At 41.3% G+C, this 25,341-nt stretch carries 27 protein-coding genes, 1 other RNA gene and 1 pseudogene; 22 read left to right on the forward strand and 7 right to left on the reverse strand.

Going from position 1 to position 25,341, the window contains the following annotated elements; all coding sequences use genetic code 11:
* Window positions 1-64 precede the first annotated feature (64 nt).
* The 16 genes from EAE92_RS08295 to EAE92_RS08370 all read left to right on the forward strand — a co-directional run bounded on the left by EAE92_RS08295 (window position 65) and on the right by EAE92_RS08370 (window position 13,215).
* On the forward strand, window positions 65-1,552 hold the full coding sequence (locus EAE92_RS08295) for a DUF3383 domain-containing protein (protein ID WP_214067736.1): 1,488 nt from the start codon (window positions 65-67) through the stop codon (window positions 1,550-1,552).
* Window positions 1,552-1,989, forward strand: coding sequence for a phage tail fiber protein (locus EAE92_RS08300; RefSeq protein WP_036770760.1), 438 nt, complete (start codon window positions 1,552-1,554; stop codon window positions 1,987-1,989). The genes EAE92_RS08295 and EAE92_RS08300 overlap by 1 nt, the downstream gene beginning before the upstream one ends.
* Entirely contained in the window at window positions 1,989-2,396 is a 408-nt protein-coding gene (locus tag EAE92_RS08305) for a hypothetical protein (protein ID WP_214067737.1), read from the forward strand. The genes EAE92_RS08300 and EAE92_RS08305 overlap by 1 nt, the downstream gene beginning before the upstream one ends.
* A gap of 208 nt (window positions 2,397-2,604) precedes the next feature.
* Window positions 2,605-4,725 carry a lytic transglycosylase domain-containing protein gene (locus EAE92_RS08310; RefSeq protein WP_214067738.1) on the forward strand — a complete coding sequence of 707 codons (2,121 nt, stop codon included), beginning with the start codon at window positions 2,605-2,607 and terminating at the stop codon, window positions 4,723-4,725.
* Window positions 4,725-5,546: a phage baseplate protein gene (locus EAE92_RS08315; RefSeq protein ID WP_214067739.1), complete on the forward strand. Its 822-nt coding sequence runs from the start codon at window positions 4,725-4,727 to the stop codon at window positions 5,544-5,546. Before EAE92_RS08310 ends, EAE92_RS08315 begins: the two co-directional genes overlap by 1 nt.
* Entirely contained in the window at window positions 5,543-5,848 is a 306-nt protein-coding gene (locus EAE92_RS08320; RefSeq protein ID WP_054480098.1) for a phage baseplate plug family protein, read from the forward strand. Before EAE92_RS08315 ends, EAE92_RS08320 begins: the two co-directional genes overlap by 4 nt.
* A 106-nt stretch (window positions 5,849-5,954) precedes the next feature.
* A complete protein-coding gene (locus EAE92_RS08325) occupies window positions 5,955-6,737 on the forward strand; it encodes a baseplate hub protein (RefSeq protein WP_246545092.1) in 783 nt (260 codons plus the stop codon).
* Window positions 6,697-7,389 (forward strand): Gp138 family membrane-puncturing spike protein, encoded by a 693-nt coding sequence (locus tag EAE92_RS08330; RefSeq protein ID WP_054480100.1) that lies wholly within the window; start codon window positions 6,697-6,699, stop codon window positions 7,387-7,389. The genes EAE92_RS08325 and EAE92_RS08330 overlap by 41 nt, the downstream gene beginning before the upstream one ends.
* A gap of 4 nt (window positions 7,390-7,393) precedes the next feature.
* Entirely contained in the window at window positions 7,394-7,849 is a 456-nt protein-coding gene (locus EAE92_RS08335; protein ID WP_214067740.1) for a hypothetical protein, read from the forward strand.
* A gap of 313 nt (window positions 7,850-8,162) precedes the next feature.
* Entirely contained in the window at window positions 8,163-8,723 is a 561-nt protein-coding gene (locus EAE92_RS08340) for a hypothetical protein (protein ID WP_214067741.1), read from the forward strand.
* Window positions 8,724-8,726: 3 nt separating this feature from the next.
* Window positions 8,727-9,164: a type II toxin-antitoxin system YafO family toxin gene (locus EAE92_RS08345; protein WP_036777850.1), complete on the forward strand. Its 438-nt coding sequence runs from the start codon at window positions 8,727-8,729 to the stop codon at window positions 9,162-9,164.
* A 70-nt stretch (window positions 9,165-9,234) separates the two neighbouring features.
* On the forward strand, window positions 9,235-9,591 hold the full coding sequence (locus tag EAE92_RS08350; RefSeq protein ID WP_214067742.1) for a contractile injection system sheath initiator: 357 nt from the start codon (window positions 9,235-9,237) through the stop codon (window positions 9,589-9,591).
* The gene (locus EAE92_RS08355; RefSeq protein ID WP_214067743.1) at window positions 9,591-10,832 is read left to right on the forward strand and encodes a baseplate J/gp47 family protein; all 1,242 of its coding nucleotides are present in this window, start codon (window positions 9,591-9,593) and stop codon (window positions 10,830-10,832) included. Before EAE92_RS08350 ends, EAE92_RS08355 begins: the two co-directional genes overlap by 1 nt.
* Window positions 10,833-11,438, forward strand: coding sequence for a DUF2612 domain-containing protein (locus EAE92_RS08360; protein WP_040149385.1), 606 nt, complete (start codon window positions 10,833-10,835; stop codon window positions 11,436-11,438).
* Window positions 11,425-12,768, forward strand: a complete 1,344-nt coding sequence (locus tag EAE92_RS08365) for a phage tail protein (protein WP_052739437.1) — start codon at window positions 11,425-11,427, stop codon at window positions 12,766-12,768. The genes EAE92_RS08360 and EAE92_RS08365 overlap by 14 nt, the downstream gene beginning before the upstream one ends.
* Window positions 12,769-13,215 carry a tail fiber assembly protein gene (locus EAE92_RS08370; RefSeq protein ID WP_105397921.1) on the forward strand — a complete coding sequence of 149 codons (447 nt, stop codon included), beginning with the start codon at window positions 12,769-12,771 and terminating at the stop codon, window positions 13,213-13,215. It abuts the gene before it with no gap.
* A 136-nt stretch (window positions 13,216-13,351) separates the two neighbouring features.
* On the opposite strand, the gene EAE92_RS08375 is transcribed toward EAE92_RS08370, so the two are convergent.
* From EAE92_RS08375 to smpB, 3 genes are all read right to left on the reverse strand, one after another.
* Complete coding sequence (locus tag EAE92_RS08375) at window positions 13,352-13,636, reverse strand: SymE family type I addiction module toxin (protein ID WP_011147564.1); 285 nt, start codon at window positions 13,634-13,636, stop codon at window positions 13,352-13,354.
* A gap of 811 nt (window positions 13,637-14,447) precedes the next feature.
* Window positions 14,448-14,811, reverse strand: a transfer-messenger RNA (tmRNA) gene (gene ssrA / locus EAE92_RS08380).
* Between the two features lie 50 nt (window positions 14,812-14,861).
* On the reverse strand, window positions 14,862-15,344 hold the full coding sequence (gene smpB, locus EAE92_RS08385) for an SsrA-binding protein SmpB (RefSeq protein ID WP_040149389.1): 483 nt from the start codon (window positions 15,342-15,344) through the stop codon (window positions 14,862-14,864).
* A 156-nt stretch (window positions 15,345-15,500) separates the two neighbouring features.
* Between smpB and EAE92_RS08390 the strand changes: the two genes are divergently transcribed.
* A complete protein-coding gene (locus EAE92_RS08390; protein WP_214067744.1) occupies window positions 15,501-15,935 on the forward strand; it encodes a type II toxin-antitoxin system RatA family toxin in 435 nt (144 codons plus the stop codon).
* Window positions 15,928-16,221 (forward strand): RnfH family protein, encoded by a 294-nt coding sequence (locus EAE92_RS08395; protein ID WP_036810509.1) that lies wholly within the window; start codon window positions 15,928-15,930, stop codon window positions 16,219-16,221. The genes EAE92_RS08390 and EAE92_RS08395 overlap by 8 nt, the downstream gene beginning before the upstream one ends.
* A gap of 55 nt (window positions 16,222-16,276) precedes the next feature.
* Here EAE92_RS08395 and bamE read toward each other — a convergent pair whose 3' ends face one another.
* The 3 genes from bamE to nadK all read right to left on the reverse strand — a co-directional run bounded on the left by bamE (window position 16,277) and on the right by nadK (window position 19,445).
* Entirely contained in the window at window positions 16,277-16,624 is a 348-nt protein-coding gene (gene bamE, locus EAE92_RS08400; protein ID WP_011147559.1) for an outer membrane protein assembly factor BamE, read from the reverse strand.
* A 192-nt stretch (window positions 16,625-16,816) separates the two neighbouring features.
* Window positions 16,817-18,478: a DNA repair protein RecN gene (gene recN, locus EAE92_RS08405; protein ID WP_214067745.1), complete on the reverse strand. Its 1,662-nt coding sequence runs from the start codon at window positions 18,476-18,478 to the stop codon at window positions 16,817-16,819.
* Window positions 18,479-18,566: 88 nt separating this feature from the next.
* Window positions 18,567-19,445, reverse strand: a complete 879-nt coding sequence (gene nadK, locus EAE92_RS08410) for an NAD(+) kinase (RefSeq protein WP_214067746.1) — start codon at window positions 19,443-19,445, stop codon at window positions 18,567-18,569.
* Window positions 19,446-19,569: 124 nt separating this feature from the next.
* On the opposite strand from nadK, the gene grpE reads away from it, so the two are divergent.
* Window positions 19,570-20,151 (forward strand): nucleotide exchange factor GrpE, encoded by a 582-nt coding sequence (gene grpE / locus EAE92_RS08415; protein WP_036810500.1) that lies wholly within the window; start codon window positions 19,570-19,572, stop codon window positions 20,149-20,151.
* Window positions 20,152-20,219: 68 nt separating this feature from the next.
* On the opposite strand, the gene ung is transcribed toward grpE, so the two are convergent.
* Entirely contained in the window at window positions 20,220-20,900 is a 681-nt protein-coding gene (gene ung / locus EAE92_RS08420; RefSeq protein ID WP_036810497.1) for a uracil-DNA glycosylase, read from the reverse strand.
* Window positions 20,901-21,545: 645 nt separating this feature from the next.
* On the opposite strand from ung, the gene EAE92_RS08425 reads away from it, so the two are divergent.
* From EAE92_RS08425 to tnpA, 3 genes and pseudogenes are all read left to right on the forward strand, one after another.
* Window positions 21,546-22,562, forward strand: coding sequence for a Tle-like phospholipase domain-containing protein (locus tag EAE92_RS08425; protein ID WP_214067747.1), 1,017 nt, complete (start codon window positions 21,546-21,548; stop codon window positions 22,560-22,562).
* A 15-nt stretch (window positions 22,563-22,577) separates the two neighbouring features.
* Window positions 22,578-23,165, forward strand: coding sequence for an ankyrin repeat domain-containing protein (locus EAE92_RS08430; RefSeq protein ID WP_214067748.1), 588 nt, complete (start codon window positions 22,578-22,580; stop codon window positions 23,163-23,165).
* Window positions 23,166-23,354: 189 nt separating this feature from the next.
* Window positions 23,355-23,809, forward strand: a pseudogene (gene tnpA, locus EAE92_RS08435) (IS200/IS605 family transposase).
* Window positions 23,810-25,341: the final 1,532 nt, after the last annotated feature.

The following is a 25,341-nucleotide window of genomic DNA, read 5'->3' on the forward strand; positions in this document are numbered from 1 at the left end:
GTGACAACAGAACAACTATTTTTCGACAGTATTACGCTGAACACTAAAACAGTGGAGTCTATTCATGGCAATTCCAATCAGTAAAGACGTGAGGATTAATCCGGGGGTGCTGTCGGCAGCGGGTAATGCTGTTGATCTCAATGGATTATTACTGACAGATAATATATATGCGCCTGTTGGTGTGGTGCTGTCGTTCTCGACTAAAGAAGATGTGGCGGTATATTTTGGTGGTGCATCCGAAGAGTATAGCATGGCGGCTATTTATTTTTCAGGGTACAACAACTGTACAAAGACACCCGGCCAATTACTGTTTTCCCGATTTAATCGAGCGGCAGTATCGGCCTGGTTACGTTCAGGTTCTTTTAATGGAGTAGCTATTGCCGATTTGCAAAAAATGTCCGGTACATTGAAACTCAATATCAATGGTACAGCAATAAACGCCGCAATCAATCTTGATGGGGTTAAATCCTTTGCGGATGCAGCAAAGAGCATTGAAACAGTGATTGGCAAGGCAGTAACGGTTGTGTTCGATACCACCCGTAAAGCTTTTATCATCAATGTTGTCTCTGGCAGCATTAAACTGGAAGATACAAATATCACCTATGGTACTGGTGATGGGGCCGAGGCTCTTAAGTTCACTGGCGCACTAGGAGCAACGGTTTCTCAGGGGGCTACAGTGTCGGCGGTTCCTGATCTATTCGCTGTGATTAAAACGCAGTCTCAGCAATGGGCAGGTTTTACGACGGTATTTGAATGTACAGATGAACAGCATCTTGCATTATCCGCATGGGCTAGTAGTCAGGTATATCGCTATTTCTATGTTGCCTGGACAACAAGCGGCACGGCAAAAGTGAAAGGCAGTCAGGAAACTATCGCCCATAAAATTATTGGCATTCACAGCTACGGGAGTGTCGTTCCTGTTTTCTGCTCTGATAATATGAAACCGGCAGCAGTATTGGGTTATGCGGCGGTGCTGGATTTTGAGCGAACGGAGGGACGTGTTCCGTTTAAATTCAGAGAATTGAACGGCCTCAGTCCTGATGTGATCGATTCTGATGTTTATGATGCATTGATTGCTAATGGATATAACTTCTATGGCAATTATGCCGCTAATAACATCACCGAAAATTATTGGGCTGATGGTACAATAACCGGTGATTTTAAGTGGTTAGATTCCTTCTGTGGTCAAATCTGGCTGAATGCGAACTTACAGGGGGCGGTTATTGCCTTGTTCAAATCCAACAAGACTGTTCCTTATAACACGGCTGGCCGTGCGCTGGTGGAAGCCTCGATGAGTGATGTTATCCAGCGGTTTAAGTTGTGGGGCGGTATCCGATCGGGCGTAACATTATCGGCTGTACAAAAACTGGAAATTATTAACGCTGTGGGATCTGATGTTTCAACGTCAATAATCGCGAAGGGTTATTACTTGTATATTGGGGAAATGTCTGCCTCTATGCGTGCAAATCGCACCAGCCCAAGCTGTACACTGTGGTATTGCGACGGTGGCAGTATTCAGAAATTCGAAATGGCATCTACGGAGGTTCAATAATGTCAGACACAATCACTTCTGCTGATGCGGTAATTACCCTGACTGTGACCAATTTATACCCGTCTGGTGTGCAATTACAGGGATTTGCCGCCGACAACATTTTCGAAACTGAGGCGTTGGATTTGGCTGAAACGGTACGTGGGGCGGACGGTAAACTGTCAGCGGGTTTTATCTACGGCAATATCAATCAGACGATTCATATTATGCCTGATTCAGAAAGTCGCACCATTTTTGATACCTGGGCAACGACATCACGTACTAGCGTCGCGGTGTTCAGATGTAATGCGACGGTTATTCTTCCGGCCATCGGGCGTAAATACACATTGGTGAACGGCGTTCTGAAGCAATGGAAAACCATGCCGGACGCAGGAAAGGTTTTACAAGCGGCGCAGGCCGTCATTGAGTGGGAATCAATAACAGGTGAGGCATATAGCTAATGGCACGTAAAGAAACCTTCATCACTATGAATGATGATAATCGCGACAAAGGAAAGCTTTTTTACATTCAGGAAATGCCCGCTTCGCAGGCTGAATGGTGGGCTATTCGTGCATTGATGGCAATGGGGAGAGAGGGGTTGGATATCCCCGATAATTTTCGGGATTTGGGCATGGCTGCATTAGCGGTGGTTGGATTGAAAGCAATTTCTCGCATTGCTCCTGATGAAGCTAGGCTACTACTTGATGAACTGATGGGTTGTGTGCAGATGGTTCCGAATCCGGCAGATAAAAAAATCAAACGCGAACTGATCGACAGTGACATTGAAGAAATTGTTACCCGGCTGAAATTACGTGCAGAGGTGCTTAAGTTACACGTGGATTTTTTCAAAACCGCCAACCAATCGTAATCCCACCGCGCTATTCCAGCATCTCAAGACCATTCGGTATCGTCGGTTATACAAATGTCCCAGGCACAATAGCGACCGTTATCTCGTCAGGAAAAGCAACGCTCCATGAGCTGGATACAGTTTATGGCGTGGAGGACCTTTGGCAGTTAATAGAGATTATTCAGGTCGATAATCACAATGCTTACGTTTTACAGCAGGGTAAAAACTGATGGCAAACATTATAGATGAACTTGTTATAACGCTGGGGCTTGATGCGGCTGAATTTAGCGCAGGTGAAACCACGGTGATTGCCGGGATCGGTGGGTTGGCTCAGGTTATGCAAAAACTGATTGACTCGTTTAATGATGGTGAAAAGAAAACCAGCAAATCATTAGACAAAACCGGTAAGAAAACCGAAAAAGTGGCAAAAGAAATGGAGGCGGCAGGAAAGAAAGCTTCCTCTTTCTTTTCCAGCATAAAGAGCCAGATCTTGGCTTTGACGGGTGTCTCGGTCTCACTCGGTGGACTGAAAAGTTTTGTGACCAGCTTTACCGGCAATCTCAATCAGTTAAGTACTGTCGCTGATGCGTTCGGCATGTCGGCTAAAGCGCTTGATGGCTGGACAAAAGCAGGTCAAGCATTTGGTGTCAGCGCAAATGAGATTGTGGGGGCATTTTCACGCATTAATGATGCTAAAGCCCGACTAAAATCAGGTGTTACGCTTGATCCGGCTCTTGAGACACTGTTAAAAACGGCATCACAAGCGGGTGTGGATATTGATATTGCCTCAGAAAGCACCGAATCCATCATGCGTAAGCTGACTGGTGTTTTTCCCAGGCTTAATAAAGATCAACAGCAAGCTTACGGTGGTGAACTTGGGTTCGGGTACGCCGCGCAACAGTGGTTCTCATCCGGCCACGCACTCAAAGATGTGAATAAATTTACAGCCAGTTCGGGTGTGGATGATAAATCTGTTGCCGCCGCGCGTCGTTTTCGTGAACAGTGGACAGAGATAAGCCAGAGTTTTGAGAAAACAGGCTACATTCTGTTTAATGCCCTTTTACCATATATCAATGATTTCAATATATGGCTAAAAAACTTAGCTGATTGGATGAATAAGCACCCAGAAGAGATTAAAAAAGCGGTCAGTGGTTTTCTCGATAAGATGAGTTTTATTATTTCAGTCGCTAATCAGGCCGCGGATGCGGTAGGCGGTTGGGGTAATGTCATCATTGGTCTGATCGGGTTGAAGTTTGCGGGGTGGTTATGGGGAATTTATCGCGTGGCTTCGTCCATGCTGAAAATGGGGAAAGGTAGCGGCGGATTGTCAGGCAAAGGGGCTATAGGGAAAGCCGGGATATACGGCGCTATCGGGTATGCGTTATATGATCCTGTGGAGTCAGTCGCGACTTCGATTGTTGGGCAAGAGACAAAAAATATACTGGATTCATATGGATTGTATCTGGCAAGCGACTGGACACCCTTTTTTAGTAAAAAAGAGTATGAAGCCTATCAGGCAAAACTGGATGGTAAAACCTCTAAGCCAGATACGACCGTAGTCAAAGAGGTCAAAAAGGAAGAAAAGCGCAGCGAAAATGACCGTATCATTCGGGCCGAGGATGAACGACAACAGCGGCTAGAATACAGCAATAATTGGTTAAAAGCCGCGTTAGATAAGCTGACCGATTCAATTAATAAACTGATTGATTCGCTCGTTCCTCAAGTCGCAGCCGCTGAAATGTCACCGAACATTACCGGCATGAAATTACTGGGTTGGCTATCACCAAAATTAGCACAACTTGAGCAGCAGTTCGGGTTACCGGAGGGTTTGTTACGTAGTGTTGCCATGACGGAATCGGGAGGCAATCAGTATGCTGTGTCTAAAGCAGGTGCCAAGGGCTTATTCCAGTTTATGCCAGGTACAGCCAAACATTTTGGGTTAATGGATGATGATGTTTTTGATCCGGTAAAATCTTCGGAAGCCGCGGCAAAATATTTATCTCAGCTAATGAGAATGTTTGACGGAGATTTGAGTAAAGCACTGGCGGCTTATAACTGGGGACAGGGAAATGTTATACGGAAAGGATTGGGCGCTGCGCCAAAAGAAACCCGCGATTATATCCCAAAGGTATTGGCGAATATGCCACAACTGGGGGCTCATGTGGCCGCTCAGCGTTATTCGAATACGGTAAATAACAACCGTACCTCCTCTGTTTCTGAGAGTTATCACATCGGAACTATTCAAGTCAGCTCTAACGCTAACAACGTAAAAGGCGTGGTTAACGATGCACGGCAGAAAATAGGTGGATCAACGCTGGCAACAAACTATTCAACGGGGGTGACTGGATAATGGAGTTTTCTCTCAATCAGACCACGGTACTTAGCGCGTTCCGTAGCGGCAACCTGTTATCTACCGTTAACAGTATGATATCTCCTGGATATGGTATTTATTATGCATCCGGGCAGAGAGTGGGTGATAAGCCGTTTACGCCCACGTCATTCATTGCAGTAGAAGTCACACGAGAGGCGTCAATCACCACTGCGCCGATAGAGAAAGGCGGCTATACATCATATAACAAAGTGCAGCGGCCCGGTGAAGTCCATGTGACATTTTCGTTTGAGGGGTGGACTGGTTTTTCTGGTTCCGTGCCTAACTTAACAAACCTCACCCTGACGTCCCGTTCCGATGTTCTTGAAGCGTTAGATAAGATGGTATCCAGTGCTGAAATTTACGACATTGAAACACCTGATACTACGTACACAAGTTATGATTTGATTAAGTACGATTTTCGAATAAGGCAGGATAATGGTGTTACCTTACTGATTGTGACTGCAGTTTTCCAGGCTGTACAAGACATTGCCGAAGTGAAAATGAGCAGCAATGTTGCTAACAAGTCGAATACAACAAAGAATGAGACGGCGAAAGGCCCAAGTAAAAATACCGAACAATCAACAGGCTCAACAAAACACGCCACATTATCTGATGTTAAAAAAGCCCTGACCGGATTGAAGGAGTCGATTTTCAGTGCGACAGCGAAAGTTGCCGATTCGGTTTCGTCCGGTTTCACGTCAGCTATGGAGATAGTGACGGGGCCACTAAATAGCGCCGTGGTGAGTTCTGCGGATCAACTCATTAAAGCAGTAAAAGAATTATCAGGGAAATTAACGTGATTGAAATAGCACTCAGAGCGGTCAAAGCTCAGGAATTCACTGTGACCTTGAATGAGCAGTCATGCATGATACGTCTCAATCAACGTAGCACAGGTTTATATATGGATTTAACCGTCAATGATAAACCTGTGTTACAGGGAGTTGTGTGCCTCAACTGCAATAAAATTGTCCGTTACTCCTATCTTCGATTTTCCGGCGAATTGTTTTTTGCTGATTTAAACGGCTCATCTGATCCTCACTGGGAAGGGTTAGGGCAACGCTACAAATTATATTACCTTTTTCCAGGCGAGGTGACTCAGTGACGTACAAACAACACAATATCAAAGTTGAATTTCAGCTAGTTGACGGCAAGACATTTGATGATAGCGGTATATACTGACTATCGACAATGCACGTGTTTATGTCAACATGGTGGAGTGGGGCGGCATATCAGGGACACAAATAACATTACAAATCTGGGGCTTAACAACCAGCCAAATGGCAACGTTGAGTTATCGCGGGATCTGGATTGGTAGTGCGAAATTCAACTTAATGCGTGTATGGGCGGATGGTCATGCTATATTTGAGGGTTTTATCAGTGATGCTTGTGCGGATTTTAATCAGTTACCCGATATTCCCCTGACGATAACAGCTAGTGTGATGTTTGGCCTAAGAGCAAAGGACGTTGAACCGTTCACTGCATCGGGAGATGTGGATATTGTCGATATTATTACTGGAATGGCTAAAAAAGCGGATCTGACGGTTGAAAATTATGGCGCCACAGGTGTTATCTCCAATCCTCATTATACAGGAAATGTTGTCAATCAAATCCAACAGGCGGCAAATGCGCTAGATATAGACACTGACTTCGGGATTGATAAAGTGACTATTTGGCCTCATGGTCAACCGAAAGTTGAAAAACTGCTGTTTACGTCTCCAGAATATGGGCTAATTGGCTATCCCATATTTACTGGCGTGGGAATAACAGCAACTACTCTTTTCAGTAATGAGATTATTTTAGGTCGTAAGATACAAATAGAAACCTCTTTGCCGAACGCTAGCGGCACTTATCTGATAACAGGGGCGGAACACTATCTTACCTCCTGGCTTGATAGTGGTCAGTGGCATACATTTTTTAGTGGCATTCCAGTGAAAACAGAGGATAAAAACAATGGGGAAGCTGACAACAAAACCAACGGACATAAACAGTGAAACGAATGCTTTTGATTTTGTCATGAGGCGGTTTCTTAGTCAGCATGTTTTTATCACTTTGGGCCTTATTATTAAATCGAACGGGAAAACCGTAGATGTAAAGCCGATGGTACATAATATGACGGGAACAGGGAGAAAAATCGAGAATGGAATAATCTATAATGTTCCAGTATTTCGCCTTCAGCGTGGTAACAGTGCTGTCATTATGAATCCAGTGGTTGGTGATATTGGTTTAATTGCTATCTGTGATCGTGACATTAGCAGCGTCAGAGCAACAAAAGCGCCGGCGTTGCCGGGCTCAAAAAGAACGCACAATTATTCAGATGCAATTTACCTGGGGGGCGTTTTAAATGCAGAACCACAACAATATGTTGAATTCGTAGATAATCAGGTAAATATTGTTTCACCGAATAAAATTAACGTAGTCGCTCCGACAACGGAAATGACTTCATCAAATTCAATCACAATGAACTCACCATCTATTATATTAAATGGTGCGGTTATTCAAGGTGGTGGCGGTAACGGTGGAAATGCAATATTCGGCAGTACCGTAACAGCGAAGGGCGAAATTACAGGAAATGGGGTTAAACTTTCATCACATGTGCATGGTGGTGTTGAATCTGGTGGTTCGAAAACCAACAGTCCAGAGTAAAAATATGTATAGAAATCTAACATCAAATATTATTGTCGCAGGAGCTTTGTTTGCCTGCGTGTTTAGCGCCGGAGCAAAAAACAGTGACACTTCTCGGCAAGAAAAGATATCCGCTATGTGTATGTCCCAGTCTATATTACAGCAGTATGCCGCGAGTGCAGGGCTTAACTATATAGATCCGTCCACCCTCGCAGAAGAGGTCCTGTTACAAACAGGAAGTTACTCGACTGAAAGCCCGGTATATAAAGCTCAAAAGGAAGATGCTGTAAATCAAGGAAAAAAATTGATGCTAAAAGAGAAACAAGTAATGAATATTATCCGGTATTACTATGAGAATCGTGATGAAGCAATGTTGTCGCGGGGGGAAGGGGGGGCATCCGTTTTTCAGCAGCTATGTATCGTTAATCCAAAACGTTATCTTCCTAGCTACAACGCGTTAAAAGCAGCGGGAAAAATATAGAATCGAACGGTTCAAGAACCTATAAACCCCAGTCGTGTTGGTGGATAAAGTCATCTTCGGCTTACAGTACAATATTGTTGCGTATTTTCATCAGACGTATGACACTCATGACAAAATGATGTCAATGTGATGCTATTTTTCTAAATCTTGCTTTTAACGTTCGTTATCTTCTGGAATAAGGCTTACATAGGTGGCTAATTGTCATTTACTGCATGGTTGTAAGGTTCAGAATAGTGGTTTAATATGATACATAGTGACACATTATGACTGTTTGTCACTCACTATAACAAACTATTTGATAAGGTAGAACGTCATGAATCTATCACTAAGGAATTGTTTAGCAGTAGTTTTATTCGGAGGAGTGCTGTCGGTTCCTTCATTCTCTGCTGGTTATGTGGATTCGAGGGACGGTTGTAGTATGCTTAGCTTTAAAGTAGGTGAAACTATCTGTAGTCTGGATGATTTGAAAACTCAATATCAAGAAAGAAGAGAGATTGTTGATTCATTAGCTAATGAAATTAGCCAATATTATTTAAATCTCCTAAGCCTTGATGAAAGTCAAATTCGTGGTATTTTGCTTCAAAACGATATAGAAATTAATAAGGCTTGCGAAACCACAATGAGAGGATTTGAGCAGGGGCTCAAAGCTATGTTGAAGCAAGATCGATCCGATGAAGAAAAACAAGAAATGAGGATGTATCTGAAATCTATAGCAAAGGCCAGATTTGAGATAACTCGTCTTAATGATTTTTCTCGTCAATTATTTACTTTGCCTAAGATTTATAAAAGCGATATAAATAAAGCTGCTCTATCAGAATTGGCTGCTTATACAACCAAAAAGATTGAGTCTGGGAATTTTTCATTTACTGGGTGATAAATGGAACAAGTGGATGTATCAATAAACGAGTATACGAGGAAAGATTTTTTTGATGACGTCTTCCTAAAGCATCCAGATCTTGAACAGGCTATTCTGCAAGATTTTAAACACTATAAAGAAACCGGAGAAGTCCCTGATTATTTTGGTAGGGATGTTGCTTACACTCAGCCAGAAGCAGCATATAAATCATGTATGATGCATATTCATCTTTGCTTTCCGCCTGATTCATTCCCTACAAATAGGGTTCAGTATTATAGAACGTGTAAATCAAATAGCCCAGAAAATGATGCTTGTCTAGTATATGTTCAAGGTCTCTTGGAAGAAAACAAATATTCCTTATTGGCGATAATGCATCCTGATGCTCATGGAAAAGCTAGAAATCCCAAGATAATGAGTTATCTGGCAAGAATAGCTCAGGATTTCAGAGATAATAACTAAACCGTCTAGTACGGTTTTTTTCATATCTGGCCGCTTAATTGCGGTTTTTTTATTTCTATAAGGTACGAAAATGCAAACACGTTCACTTCTGCTTGATACCGCGTCATGGGATTTAACGTTAGATGATTCTGGAAATATCGCCATTACTGATAATCCCTATTCTGTAGCGCAGGATGTCGCTTGTGCCTGTAGTACATATCTGGGGGAGTGCTGGTATGACACAAAATTGGGTATTCCTTATTACCAGCGAATTTTGGGACATTGGCCGGGAACTCAGCTAATCAACAGCAAAATGCAACAAGAAGCAATGAAGTTACCTTATGCTCAGTCTGCCACTTGTAAAGCTATAAATGGGAAGGAGATAACTATTACGGGCATGATGACAATAACGGACTCGAACAATCAATCAACGGTGGTAAATTTCTGATGACTAACTCTGTAGTACTGACAACAAGTGTTCCAGGTGTAACCTTTACAAAGACGGGTCTAACTGTGCCCGACGAGGTTGATATTTTAAATGGGCGGTTAAATGATTTGGCTACAGCAATGGGTGGTGCAATGAGTACGAGCTTAACAACACCGCAAGGTCAAATAGCCATGAGTGATGCGGCTATCATTGCTGACAAGAACGATCAGTTACTTGCTATCGTCAATCAAATTAATCCGGATTATGCAACCGGACGTTTTCAAGATGCTATCGGACGAATTTATTTTTTAGATCGAATTCCAGCATCGGGAACAACGGTAACAGCAACATGCACTGGGTTAGTTAATACAGTTATTCCAATTGGTAGTATTGCTCAAGATAAAAAAGGGTATCTTTATCATTCAATAACAGAGGTTAAGATCCCGGACAGCGGCTCTGTTGATGTTGTTTTCCAAAACTCAACATCAGGGCCGTTAGCATGCCAAATTGATGACTTGAACACGATTTATAGCTCGGTGCCCGGCTGGTCTGGTATCAGTAATGCGAGTGCTGGCGTACCTGGTACTGATGAAGAAACCCGCGCTAATTTTGAGTATCGTCGTAAACAATCTGTTGCTAAAAATGCGACAAACTCATTACATGCCATTTATGCCGCAGTATTAGAAGTAAATGGTGTGGCAGACGCATACGTTATTTCAAATGATACATCGGTAGTAAAAACGGTCGGGGTATCAAAATACAGAATGGTGCCAAACTCTATTTATAGTGCTGTGTATGGGGGAAAGACTGAGGATGTCGCTAGAGTAATCTGGAAGAAAAAGCCTCCAGGTATTCCTACGAACGGAAATACAACTCACACAATTGTGGATGATGAAAACTATGTTCAGCCTTACCCCGAATATGAAATTAAATATGTGATACCAGCGCCCATTCGTGTCTATGTTGACGTCTCACTTGCTAATAGCGATTACCTTCCTGCTGATATTGAAACACAGGTTCAGTCAGCTATAGCGCAAGCATTTAACGGAGAAGACGGTGGAACCCGAGCAAGAATAGCATCTACATTATTTGCTGGTAGATATTATTCAGGCGTTTATAACATAGATACATCGAGTGTTGATATTTACAATATTACGCTTAGCCGTGACGGTATTACTTATTCAACATCAATTAGTTTTGGTATTGATGAAATCCCAACGCTTGACGTTGATAATATATCTGTGAAATTAGTAGGTTCATAAATGGAAAATGTGGGAGCAACTATTCTTGCTCAGTATGCCGCTAGTCCAAAACTCAACTCACTTATTCGAAGTTTCAATGCCGCTGTTTCCTCTTTTGAATTTATTAATACATTTTATGATCTGATTTGGAATATTGATACAGCAAACACTTACGGGTTGGATGTGTGGGGAAAAATAGTGAATGTCAGCAGGCGGCTGACTGTTAATGAAAATGTAAAATATATAGGTTTTGGTGAAGCTTTACTGAATGTTCCGACAACGACAGATCCAAATCCATTTGACCAAGCACCATTTTATTCCGGGGAGTCAAAAACAAAAACTATTGAGCTATCAGATCAGATGTACCGAAAGCTAATTATGATGAAAGCCATGTCAAATATATCTGACTGCACTATACCAAACATCAACAGAATGCTTGTTTATATGTTTAACGATAGCGGACGTGCATATATCACTGATGATGGAAATATGAAGATGAGTTATGTATTTGAATTTCAGCTATCAACAGCAGAATTAGCAATTGTTCAAACATCGGGAGCACTGCCTTACCCGGTTGGTGTCAGTGTCGCAATCGTTCAAAGGATACCAACAAATGAAATCAACTGAAAAACCCACTCTTATTACGGTTCCGTTCGCAAAAGATGGTAACTATAACGAAATTGCAACAAAATCTACTGAAAGCAGTCTGGCGAAAGGTATCGCTACGTATCAGAGCGGTTTTCCCCCGTTAACGATGACTGCAATATCTGCTGGTGGAGTTCCTCCATCCGGCAAGGATATGAACGGGATATTGAATGATATTACTACCGCAATACGTTATTCAATGTCTGGTGGCTTGTATTCGTATAATGCTGACTTTAGTGCTGCCATTGATGGTTATCCTAAAGGGGCCATTGTTGCCAGTTCTGATGGAAGTAAAATTTGGTGGAATGGGGTAGAAAATAACAATACAGATCCGGATAGTACATCAGTTTCCGGTTGGAAAAATCTACTAGCAGATCCTAATGGGTTATTTCTACAGAAAGCTAATAATTTATCTGATATTAATAACAAAGCGACAGCGCGTAATAATTTGGGACTGGGAGAGATTGCAACTCAAGATTTTATTCCTGGCGCCACACTCACAGAAAAAGGCATCACCCAACTTACAGACAAGACAGGTAACAGTAATACCCTTGCAGCAACTCAGAAACTTGTTTCTGATGTGAATGATAATGCCAATAATAAGCTCGCTAAAAATCAAAATGGCGCTGATGTTTTCAATAAAACTGAATTTGTAAAAAATATCGGTTTATCGGAAATGGTGGAGTTGGCTAAAGGGGCGGTGCCGAATAGCCGGAAAATTAACGGGAAGCCGTTGATCGGGGATATTAGTCTGAATGCTGGGGATGTGGGAAGTTATGCTAAATCTGAGAGTGATAATACTTTCTTACGCATTTCTAGCAATAAAACCGCAACCGTTGGCAATTTACTGATTGACAGTAAAACTCCTTTTCCTAAATTGCGTTTCAAATCGAAAGATGGATATATATTGGGAATTAACGGTTCTGAAGGGAAATTGTTGCATATCTATTCTGACGATCCCAAGAATCAGCGGCGTTACAATATATTAACGCCTGAGAGAAGTGGTACTCTTGCATTACAAAATACAGCTATAAAATCCGAAAATGGTTGGTGGCAATGTGGAGATACGGGGGTAATTATTCAATGGGTTAAAGTCCCATCAGCTCAACAATCATGGATAAAGGTAAATTATCCAATTTCTTTTAAAAATAAGCTTTTTGGCTATGTTGCAAGTATGTCGAGTATCAATACATCAACTGGCCACACATTAGTACGTAATGCAACACTATCGACATTTGAATATCAAGCAGGTACTCCCAACAATGATGAGAATCCAGGCAAAGTTGTACATATATTATTTTGGGGGGTATAAATGGTCTATTTCTCCAGAAAAGAATGTGTTTTTTATAATGAAGCTCATGAAGAGTGTGTTGAAATAACAGTAGAAAAACACAATGAATTGCTTGACGGTCAATCACGCGGGTTTGCTATCGTCAGTGATAAAGAGGGTTATCCAATTCTTACAAAGCAAGCACCGTCTGTTTATCACAAATGGGATAGTGAAAAGTGGATAATATCAGAAAGTGATAAAATAAAGCTTAGACGGGAACAGCAACAACAAGCAGAACATAAGAAACAGCAACTTATGTTCACTGTAAGTAAACAGATCGCTCCGTTACAAGATGCTGTAGATTTGGGGATGTCGAGTGATGAGGAAAAATCGCTGTTAGCAGAGTTAAAAAAATATAGAGTATTATTGAACCGCATTGATGTTAATTCAGCGTCAGATATTAACTGGCCCGAAAAACCCTTAGAATAATGGAATCAGGGCCAATTGAACGTTTAGATAAGTCTAATCAAATATGGCTTTTTTGCACTACTCTGACTGAATCGTCCTCAAAATGTTGGATAACCATCCAACATTTAAAGGTGTAGTCCATTTATGTTTTAGTCTATTAGGTAATCATCAACCCACCAGGATAATACTTAATCCAATCAATAGCAGCACTGGGGTTAAATGGCTCAATGCTCAGTCCTTCCAGGCATTGCCAGAGTTCCTGGGTGTTCTGGGCTGTAATAACAATACAGTCCGGCATCACCCGGATTTTTAGTGGCATTCCGAAGGTAAATCCCGCCTCCTGTAACCATTTTCCTTTTAAAGAAATGCCGTTTTTAGCTACCTTGCCAAAACGTTCAGCTTGGGAAATTCGGCGAATTGTTTTATTATCGCGTTTAGCCATAATTAACTACCTTATATAGTTAGTTGTGGTAAGCAGGGTTATCGGGTGCCCGCCCGGTAGCTCTGCGTCAGTGAAAATAGTCTCTCAATGTTGAATTATGAACTATAGGTCACCTTTCTGCAATAAAAATGTGACCTATAGTTTACCTAGGCTTTTCGTTTTCAGGTAGTCCATTGAGGGCGTCATTCCAGTGTTGATCCCGTTCTATATTATTCACTATTTTGCTGATCCATGTTTCTGATTTGCCCCACCGTATAGCCAGTTCGCGGCGCGTCCAGCCTTTTCGTTTCATTTCAGACTTAAACAATTCTGGCGGTATACGTTTCAAAATTACTCCACAAATATAAACTATTTATCGACACATCATAGTATAGCCATTTTGCCGGTAGGGTGACATTAGTAAATAAAATGACCGCTTAAGTGACATGAACATAGGATATGCCACACCAAAAATATCTATCACTAAGGCGATTGCTATATGAAGTTGGGTTACATGCATGCGTCAAAAGTTGACGGTATCAGGTGCTGGATTTATGAATAATGCCCTATGAGGTAGAGATCTAGTGAGGCATTTTATTTTGCACTATGCATTATAAAAGAGGTGTTAGCCCTATTTTAATGCGTAGTATTTACACCTAGTTTGCTGTGCTACAGACATAAAAAAACCAACCTAATCATGGTTGGTTTTTCCAAAAGCTCCGCGGCTCCTTTGCGTATCCTTTTGTGTCCCTTCATTGTCCGGTCAGTGTCCAATCAACTTTGCTAACTCACTGTTTTTAAAGCTATTGTCCTATCACTGTCCCTACTAAATTGGTGGAGCTGGCGGGAGTTGAACCCGCGTCCGAAATTCCTACATCCTTGGTACTACATGCTTAGTCTAATCTTTACATTCGCTTGCCAGCTGCGGACAGACACGCCACTAACAAACTAGCCTGATTAAATTTAACGCTTCAACCCCAGGCAAGGCATCCACGCGATCTCTTTTGGGTTTGACCTCTCTTGATCCCCGTCCTAAGAGCGGAGGCTAGGGAGAGAGGGCTCTGCGCAGGTTATTAAGCTGCCAGTGCGTATTTTTCGTCGTTTGCGACTATTTTTTTGCGGCTTTTTACGAGGCCAACCGCCCCTCGGCATGCACCTTGGGTTTCGCGAATCCCGTCGAATCCAGAATCAGCCCCAAGTGTCTTAAAAGCAAGTATATCAGAATACTAAACTATAATGCCAGAATTTATCGCCCAGCATTCTTCATAATACGCGCTTTGTCTAATTTCCATTCACGTTCTTTAATGTCCGAACGTTTGTCGTGCGCCTTTTTGCCTTTTGCTACGCCAATCTTGATTTTGCACCAGGCGTTTTTCCAATAAAGAGATAAGGCAACAACGGTATAACCATCACGATTGACTCGACCATATAATGAGTCAAGTTCGCGCTGATTAAGTAAGAGTTTGCGTGAACGCATTGGATCACAGACGACATGGGAAGAAGCTACATTTAACGGGGTGATGGTGGCGCCAAAAAGATAAGCGTCTCCATCTTTGAGCAAAACGTAACTGTCGCTGATGTTGGCTTTACCAGCGCGCAGTGATTTGACTTCCCATCCTTGTAACGAGAGACCCGCTTCAAATTCTTCTTCAATGAAGTATTCGTGACGAGCTCGTCTATTCATGGCAATGGTTGCCGAACCGGGTTTGTGTGCTTTTTTCTTTGTCATAGTGTATGCATTATACTGAATGCTTTGGTGAAAGAAATCTTTTCCCGCACATATTTGCTGATTAATGAGTGTTTATTGCATTATACGCTGACAGATTTTTCTTTGATCGCGTATAGGTGATATTATTCGCTACAATTAAGCCTTACAGGAAATGATATGCCACAGATTAGTCGCTCTGCGTTAGTACCATACAGCGTGGAACAAATGTACAAATTGGTCAATGATATCGGTTCTTACCCGGATTTTTTGCCGGGATGTGTCGGCAGTCGGGTACTGAGTGTTAGCAATAACGAAATGACTGCGTCAGTCGATGTTTCGAAAGCGGGTATAAGTAAGACTTTTGTTACCCGGAATATTCTGGCCGATAACCAAAGCATTAATATGCAACTGGTCGACGGGCCTTTTCGTAAGTTAATGGGAGGTTGGCGGTTCATCCCTCTGAGTGAAGATGCCTGTAAAGTTGAGTTACAACTTGATTTCGAATTCACTAATAAGCTGATTGAATTGGCCTTCGGTAAGATTTTTAAGGAACTGGCCGGGGGTATGGTGCAGGCTTTTACTCTGCGTGCACGCGAGGTTTATCGTGTCTGATATCAATGTCGAAGTTGTGTATGCATTGCCTGATCGCCAATATCTGCGTACGGTGAAATTGGCTCAAGGCGCAACTGTTGAGCAGGCAATAGTTGCATCAGGTTTGCTGACTTTGCGTAATGATATTGATCTGCAAAAGAATAAGATTGGAGTTTATAGCCGTCCTGTTAAGTTGACGGATATTTTGGAAGAGGGTGATAGGGTGGAAATTTACCGCCCATTATTGGCTGATCCAAAAGAAATGCGTCGTAAGCGTGCTGAACGGGCTAAAAATAATGCTCAATGATTATTATAGACAGTCAGTCATCTATTTTTTTGACTGACTGTCTATATTTCTTTGGTTATTGAAGATCTTCGGTAAGTGAATTTTCGTTTTTAATGTCAGTCAGTACACCATTACTGTCAAATGTCAGTGTCAGCGTTTGCTGAGTCACTTTTTCGTGCCCAGGTTGCTGACGAAATACGTAAAACCACGTTTGAGTTCCAAACGGGTCTTGTAACATTGGTGTTCCTAATGTGTAAGCTACCTGTTGCTGGGTCATTCCCTTGTGAATTTTTGATACACTAGTCGGTGTTAGGTAGTTCCCCTGATTAATGTCAGGGCGGTAAACAGCCCGTTCCAACGTAGAGCAACCCGCGGTCAGCATGACAAATGATACAGCAGCGGCAGTCAACATTTTACAGCGCATGGTAATTACATTCCTTTAGGAGTCAGGGTGTTGATAATAATAGACCTTGACGAAATTGAAAACCTTTATACCCGTTATCTTTCAAGTTGCCTCCTTGTTGGCTGCGCTCCCTTGCCGTCGTGATGCATCTTGAAATCCATAGGGTATACAAGCTTTACTATGACCTTAAATCTACGCAAAAGTTGTATCAAATTATGCTGCTAGCAGCTCTTTGGCATTCGCCAGGGTATTTTTTGTCACTTCACTGCCCGCGAGAAGCCGCGCCAGCTCTTGTAATCTGGCTTTTTTATCCAGCAATTGCATTTGAGTTTCAGTTTCTTCACCGTCAGTCTGTTTACTGACATAAAAATGTTGGTGTCCACAACCGGCTACTTGGGGCAGGTGAGTGACGCACATAACCTGTGTGGATTCGCCTAATTCACGTAACAGACGGCCGACGATTGCGGCTGTCGGGCCGCTGATACCGACATCCACTTCATCGAAAATTAAGGCGGATGTTTCCATTTTCTTAGCCGTTATAACCTGAATTGCCAGCGCAATACGGGAAAGCTCACCGCCTGAAGCGACTTTTGCCAGAGATTGGTGTGGCTGACCAGGGTTAGTGGTGACATTAAATTCAACTTTATCTGAACCATCGGCGTTCAGGTGTTCAGGTGCAAAAGAGACATCGATAGTAAAGCGGCCATGAGGCATAGCGAGTTGATGCATACTGTGAGTAATGAGCTTACTTAATTCTTTTGCATATTGTTGGCGAACCAGATGCAATCTTTCTGCGACTTCCAATGCCTGTTTATGGTGTTTATTAACCTGTTCACTAAGGTGGGTGCAGTCATCTTCTTGCTGTGCCAGTGATTGCTGCTCTTCCAATAATTGTTGATGTAGCGAAGGAAGCTCTTCTGGGGCAACGTGATGTTTACGGGCCACCCTAATTTGTTGTGAAATTTTCTGTTCCAGTTCAAAGAGACGATTTGGGTCCATATCCAGTTGGTCACCGTAGTGGCGGAGTTCATCACTGACTTCATTAATTTGAATGGATGCTTCTTCCAGCATAGTGAGTAACTGGTTGAATTTATCATCCATAGTGATGAGTTCTGCCAGCTCGTGTTTAGCGTAATTCAGCAGGCTGATAATATTTTGTTCATCGTTATCACTTAGTAGCTGGAGTGCGGTTTGGCTGACAGAGAGTAACTGACCTCGGTTTGCTAGCCGTTTATATTCATTATCTTGTTCCTGATATTCACCTGGTTGCGGCGCCAACTCATTAAGTTCTTTTAAGTGATATTCCAGCAACTGCTGACGAGATTGGCGTTCAAGCGCCTGTTGCTGGAATCGAGCAAGATCCTGACAGCTTTGGTGCCATTGTTGATATGCTTGTTTCATTTCATTTTGTAGATTGGATTGATTAGCATAAGTATCAAGCAGGCGTTTTTGGTGACCATTATTCAATAGTAATTGGTGAGCGTGTTGACCATGAATTTGAATAAGATGGGTGCCTAGTTCACGTAATTGGGAAAGCGGTACGGCAGTGCCATTGATAAAGCCTCTGGAACGGCCATCTGACGTTATTGTGCGGCGTAGTAAGCATTCATTGCTGTCATCAAGTTGGTGTTCTTCTAACCATTGACGAGCAGAGGGCGTATCAGAAAGAGAAAATCGGGCGCAAATATCAGCACGAGAAGCCCCATTACGCACCATATTGGCCTCGCCACGATTACCCAGACATAAACCTAGTGCATCAATTGCGATGGATTTACCTGCGCCAGTTTCACCTGTGATGGCTGTCATTCCTGGCTGGAAGTCGATTTCAAGCTCACGAACAATGGCAAAATTGTTAATGGTTAACTGGGTGAGCATCACACTTCTCCTGTGTATAAAAACACCTCTGTATCTTCATACAGTATAAACTGGTTTTTTATACAGTAAAGAGGTGAAACCTAATTTTTTAGAACATTTTTTTAGACCAGCTTAGTTTTGTACTTAATGTATTGAAATAATTATAGTCTTTAGGGTGAATGAGATTGAGCTTCTGTTTGCTGCGGCTAATAATCACATCTTCTCCATCCTGTATAGGTAGAACGATTTGGCTATCGCAACTGACTTCATAGTCGTTGCTATTTTGGGAGAATTTCAACCTTATGTTACTTTCGCTACTGATAACCAATGGCCGGGAAGATAATGTATGTGGAAACATCGGTACCAGGACGATAGCGTTCAGGTTAGGTGTCAGAATAGGCCCACCCGCGGAAAGCGAATAAGCTGTGGAACCTGTTGGCGTTGCGATAATGAGTCCGTCAGAACGTTGGGAAAAGGCAAAACGTTCATCGATATAGACTTCGAATTCAATCATATGGGCCACTTTCCCCGGATGGAGTACGACTTCGTTGATTGCGGTACTGATACGGGGTTTCTGGCCGTTTCTTCTGACTTGGGCTTCTAGCAGAAAGCGGTGCTCATTCCGATATTCGCCATCTAATACTTCAGAAAGTTGCTGTAGGGCATTATCAGGATCTAAGTCTGTCAGAAAGCCCAGATTGCCTCGGTTAATGCCAATGACTTTAATGTCATAACGGGAGAGGACCCGGGCGGCGCCCAACATATTGCCGTCACCACCAACAACGACAGCTAAATCAGCTTGTTGACCAATTTCGGTCAGACCGCCAGTTCGTGCGTCTTTTAAACCGATGTCTTTGGCAACTTGACGATCAATAATGACAGAGTAACCTTTGGATTTTAACCAATGATAAAGCATCTCATGAGTAGCAAGCGCTTCTGGGTGGCGAGGGTGACCAACAATACCTATGCATTTGAATTTTTTATTCATCGTTGTAATTTCCTTCTAGCAAGAGGTTTTATCCTCACAATACGGCGGGTTCCCTTGAATCCCCAGTTTAGATCCCCATAATAGGCTAAGTAGCGAGATTAATGCCAAATACGCGGAGATATTCATGAGTAGTAAAGAACAAAAAATGCCTGACGAGCAAGTCTCGGAAGATATGGAAGTTGTATCTGAACAGCAAAACAGTGCGGATAAAGCAGAAGCATCAGAGACTGAAAGCGTTGTTGATCCGCGTGTCGCAGAGCTGGAAGAACAGCTCAAGCAGGCGCAACAGCGTGAACGTGATGCCATTTTGCGTGCTAAGGCTGAAGTTGAAAATATCCGTCGTCGTACTGAGCAAGATGTAGAAAAAGCCCATAAGTTTGCGTTAGAAAGATTTGCCAATGAACTGTTACCAGTGATTGACAATCTTGAGCGCGCTTTGGAAGCAGCAGATCGTACTAATACCGAAATAGCACCTATGATTGAAGGCATCGAGCTGACGTTGAAGTCTTTCCTTGGGGCTGTGGGTAAATTTGGTATTGAAGTTGTTGGCGACACAAATGTTCCTTTTAATCCTGAAATTCATCAGGCCATGACCATGATGGAATCCGATCAGCATGAACCAAATCATGTCATGATGGTCATGCAGAAAGGGTATACCTTAAACGGCCGTTTGTTGCGCCCGGCAATGGTAGCCGTATCGAAGTAATTTTAGTTTAGTAGTGGTTTTAGTTTAGTAATAAGTATCAATGCCGCTCCAACAGGGGCGGCATTTTTTTATTGTGGCAACTCAGGTGTCCAGTTAATTGGCGCGATGCCTTGTTTTTCTAGTAATGCATTGGCCTTTGAAAAATGTTTGCAGCCAAAGAACCCTCGGTGGGCAGATAGTGGAGATGGATGGGGTGCTTTGAGAACGTGGTGTTTATTAGCATCAATAAAGTAGCCTTTTTTCTGAGCATGGGAACCCCAAAGCAGAAAAACGACGCCTGAACGGTGCTCATTGATAGCGGCAATGACTTTATCAGTGAAAGTTTCCCACCCCAGATTCGCGTGGGAGTGTGCATTACCACGTTCTACGGTAAGTACGGTATTGAGTAGTAACACCCCTTGTTTAGCCCAACTGACTAGGCAACCGTGATTTGGATGCTGGAAGTCAGGTATATCGGATGTCAGCTCTTTGTACATATTCACCAGCGAAGGTGGCGCGGGAATACCCGGTTGTACAGAAAAAGAGAGGCCATGTGCCTGATTGGGGCCGTGGTAAGGGTCTTGCCCAAGTATCACCACCTTAATATCAGCCAACTCGGTGTAGCGGAATGCATTAAATACATCCTGTTGTGGCGGATAAATGGTTTTACCTGCCTGACGTTCTTTTGCGACATAGGTCAGTGTGTCGAGAAAATAGGGTTGTTTTTTCTCGTTACCGATTACGTCGTGCCATGTGAGAGGTGCGGACATAGTAAATCCTTTTTATAGATTACCAAATGGATGTTAGCTTACCGATTACAAAATCAGAGGAAAACCTTTGATGCACACTAAAACTAAATTCTTGATAACTATTTCAATGTTGTAAAGTATTTTTGAAAGTTTATCCAAAGAATTGCTTTGTGGTTAGCTATAGAAACTTATTTAAAACATAAGGTAGCAATATGTTTTATAGTAACTATATGAAATTAACTGTTCTGAATCAATAGTATCCTCATTTGTGTGAATAGATAGGAATGCGACATATCAGCCTGACCAAATAACCGAGGTAACTCATTGATAATTTGGTTTATTATGCGAATGTAGAGATAGAAATGATTACGGATATTCAATACCGTGAAGGGCCAGATTGTAGCTAAGGATAAGCTGGATCGTTTGAATATCGTATGAAACCAAAACAATACTTGTTGTAAGCAGTCAGTTCACTTTGACTCTTTTCTGGCTATTTATTGACAAATAATAGGTAGAAATTTCTCTGTTATCAGAGAGAAGAATCACAGTTGATTAATTTTGTTAACATAATTTAAACATTAATTTAACTTTATGGCATTCCCTGCCGATAGATGAGTTGTACTAATTAAATAGTCGATTATTTTCAGCTATCTTTAGGGGAATTTTATGAGTTTATCAATTGAAATGAATCTATCAGTCGATTCAAGTTTTCCCGTTTTAAATAATCTTCAACGTGTTACACCGTCTTCTGTTCCAGACCAGAATATTAAAAAAGCGACCACTGAAGTTTTTTCCCTCTCGGAAACAACTAAACAAAATAATAGAGTCTATCAATCATTAATTAATGAGCAGAGTATTAACATTAATTTAAAGTCAATCACAGGAATTAAGTCTGAACAAATTAGGGGTAAGCAATCTCATGAAATTGATTATATGTTGACCTTAATTTCTGATGATGTCTACATACGCACCACTATGGGAATAGGTGATTATGTTCGTCTTTCTGATGATGAATTATTAAAGGCAGGAATAGAACCGGCAAATTTAAGGGATGAAACAACGGGTTTTCAGGCAGGTATTTATCGGAAAGATGATCTCTATATAGTTGCTTTTGTGGGCACTAATGATTTGAAGGATATATTAACTAATTTACGACAAGGTTTTGGATTTGATGAAGCTCAATATCATCAAGCCATTGATTTAGCTCGTGCCGCCAGAATGGCATTTGGCGAAAACTTATTATTTACTGGGCACTCTTTGGGAGGGGGATTAGCAGCGACAGCCGCATTATCAATTGGAAAGCCTGCGGTAATATTTAATTCAGCCGGTGTTTCTGACAATATGATGAAAAATTTGGGTTTTTCACCCCAAGAGGGTAGGGCTATCGCTGAAAATGGATTGGTACGTCATTATGTTGTGGAACATGATTTGCTTGATGTATTACAACAGAAACTGCCCGTATCTCAGCCGATAGGACATAAAATCTTACTGAAATATAATGATAATTCAGGAGAATCAGATCAAGGGTTTCCTCATAATCTGATACGTGGACTAAAAGCACATTCTCTTAAAAAGATGTTGGAATTATTAACAATATACAAACCTTGGTCGTCTTTAAATGATGAACAGCAAGGAGAATCTCTAGTCATGCTTGATGAACTGGAGCTGAATGTTTCCGCATAATTAAAGAGAGGCGCGATGAAAGTTGGCGAAGTAATTGAGCCTGAATTGGAACTGGATTGTCAGCGGAGTGAAGAAAATATAACTCCGTTACAATGGGCTATATTCAATCAGCGAATGGATGATGTTAATAATTTGCTGAAAGAGGGAGCTGATCCTACTCAACCTGGTTTGCAACAAGAAAGTGCTTTACATACGGCTGCAAAAATCAACAACCCTGATTATCTTAAATCTTTATTATCAGTTGTGCCGGATGTGAATATTATACATCCCATAACCTTAGCAACGCCTTTACATGTTGCGGTTCAGGTAGGAAGAAGAATGCAGATTGAATTACTGTTGGCCGCCGGTGCTAATCCCAATCAGGCTAATCGGATTGGAGATACTCCGTTACATATTGCAGCCAAAATTAATTCGCCGGAATTGGTGCTGATATTCTTGAAGTCAGGCGCTGATCCTAAATTGCAAAACAAGCAACAATCAATGTTCCAGATGTATCTCAATCTCACACCGCTAAAAGCGCGGAGCCGTGAGATGCAAGCTGAATATGATAAGGTTAATCACTGGCTGAAAGCTCGGCAAGTCAGCCGCTATTATTTGAAGTAAAATAAAAACGGGCTATTTGGCCCGTTATTTTTCATTATGGCTTTAGCCAGTTTAAGTAGCGTCAGCTTCTTAAACATAAAACCCCCCGCTATGCGGGTGGAAATCAAGGGTTATACCAAGAAAAACACCTTTCCGTTACGATATAGATGTTCAAGCTAATATACGTAACTCAAATAAGGAAAGGTGTTTATGGGCATTAAAGCACAAAGCTCAGCACATACAAAGTGGCTGTGCAAATACCACATCGTCTTTTCGCCGAAATACAGACGAAAAGTCATTTTACCCGTATCCGTTCGAGTATAGGTGAGATTTTACGAGACCTTTGTCAGTATAAAGGAGTAGCAATCATCGAAGGGCATCTCATGCCAGATCATGTCCATATACTGGTGAGTATCCCACCTAAAATAAGTGTTTCAAGTTTTATGGGATATCTAAAAGGTAAAAGCGCATTGATGATATTTGATAAGCACGCCAATTTAAAATACAAGTTTGGCAATAGGAAGTTTTGGTCATAAGGATACTACGTGAGTACGGTAGGGCTAAATGAAGCCACAATCCGAAAATACATCAGAGAGCAAGAAAAGTCAGATTTAATGCAGGATAAGTTAAGTACACGAGAGCATGAAGACCCCTTCAAGGGGTAAGCCAAAGAAGCAAAGACACTTAGCTTGAACGAAGAGAAAGGGCGTCATTTAGGCGCAGTCGGTAATATGCCTTATAGGGCTAGAGCAAACCACCCGCTATGCGGGTGGTTATGATTAAAGATAAATAAATTAAATCAGTAATTGAGGATTGGAATATTAGGATCAACTCATAAATCACCATGTTTTTATCGCATTTTATGAATATTATATATTGATTTATTTTCCTTAATAAACAATGTCTAAAAAACAGTGTTGCTAGATATATTCCCTTAAATATGTTTCGGTTTCCCATAGTGGGCTTACATGATAAATGATATCTACATTGCTATGATATTTTTATCTGATTTTATTAAGCGAAATCGTTAATCGTGAACACCCGTGTTGTTACATGTGGTAATTATTATGAAAAGTGAATAAATTTATGGAGACAGTATCTTGACACCTAGTCGGGAAAAATAAAAGGACATAAGTGTTATGGTAAGTTGTTTGGTATGAAATGTTAAATTATTTATTTTTTCGAGAAAATGTTTCTTTATTTGTTACTAATGATGGGAAAGTTAAATTAATTTACTGATGTAGCATGTTTTTATGAAAAATAAATAATAGAACTCGTAATTAACATTAAATAATATTCACTTATTTAAATTTTATTTGATCTGTATCTCAAAAAAAACAGTTCATATTTGTTTAAGTTTGACTTTAATTTAAATTAAAGGTAGAAAAATAAACTTGTGATAAATGTTATACTTATATTGCATTCATGCATATAAATTTGCGGTAGTGTTTTTTTTGAAAGTAATTTTTCTCTAAATAGCTGTTAGCTGTTAGCTGTTAGCTGTTAGCTGTTAGCTGTTAGCTGTTAGCTGTTAGCTGTGAAGCGGAATTGTAGCCGCTTTAAGCCTGATCATTTATTATAGATGATCAAAAATTGGCATGATTGCCGGAATAAATTCACTAAGACTTAAGGCATTCATTATGGACAAATCTGATCTGAAATTTAACAATGACCTGAAAGAAATTCTAAAACTGGAAAGTAGCATGAGTAGATGTGGTAACTGCCATGATAGTGTGGTTACCGAGAATTTTTTCCTGTCGCTGAAACGGAATTGTATTTAGCGGAAAGTTTACTCAATGCGAGAAGAGGCCAGAAACGATATTTCTGATTGCATCAAGATGTTCTATATGATTCTACGGACTTCTTAGATGAGAAAGCAGTATGTCTTAGTACACAAGGGCTGGTTGGAGGTGGAGCATAATTATGAAAACTTATTTATTCCTTTGAGGTTATTATATTAATACTTGCTGTTTTTTAAAGAAATCATGTCCATTCATAAGTGAATAAAAATTGGAGCTAAGGTAGTGAACCAAATAGTAAATTAGAAATATTAAATAGCATACTGAAATAATAGCTAATTAATTTACTTCCATTAGCGTTAGGAAGAAGAGTTTCATAAATTTTAATAATTATGAAGCCTTATTTAATTACATGAAATCTCTATTTGGAATAGTTTGTTTAGGGGTGTTTATGAGGA

Source organism: Photorhabdus hainanensis (assembly GCF_018448965.1).
Classification (GTDB): Bacteria; Pseudomonadota; Gammaproteobacteria; order Enterobacterales; family Enterobacteriaceae; genus Photorhabdus; species Photorhabdus akhurstii.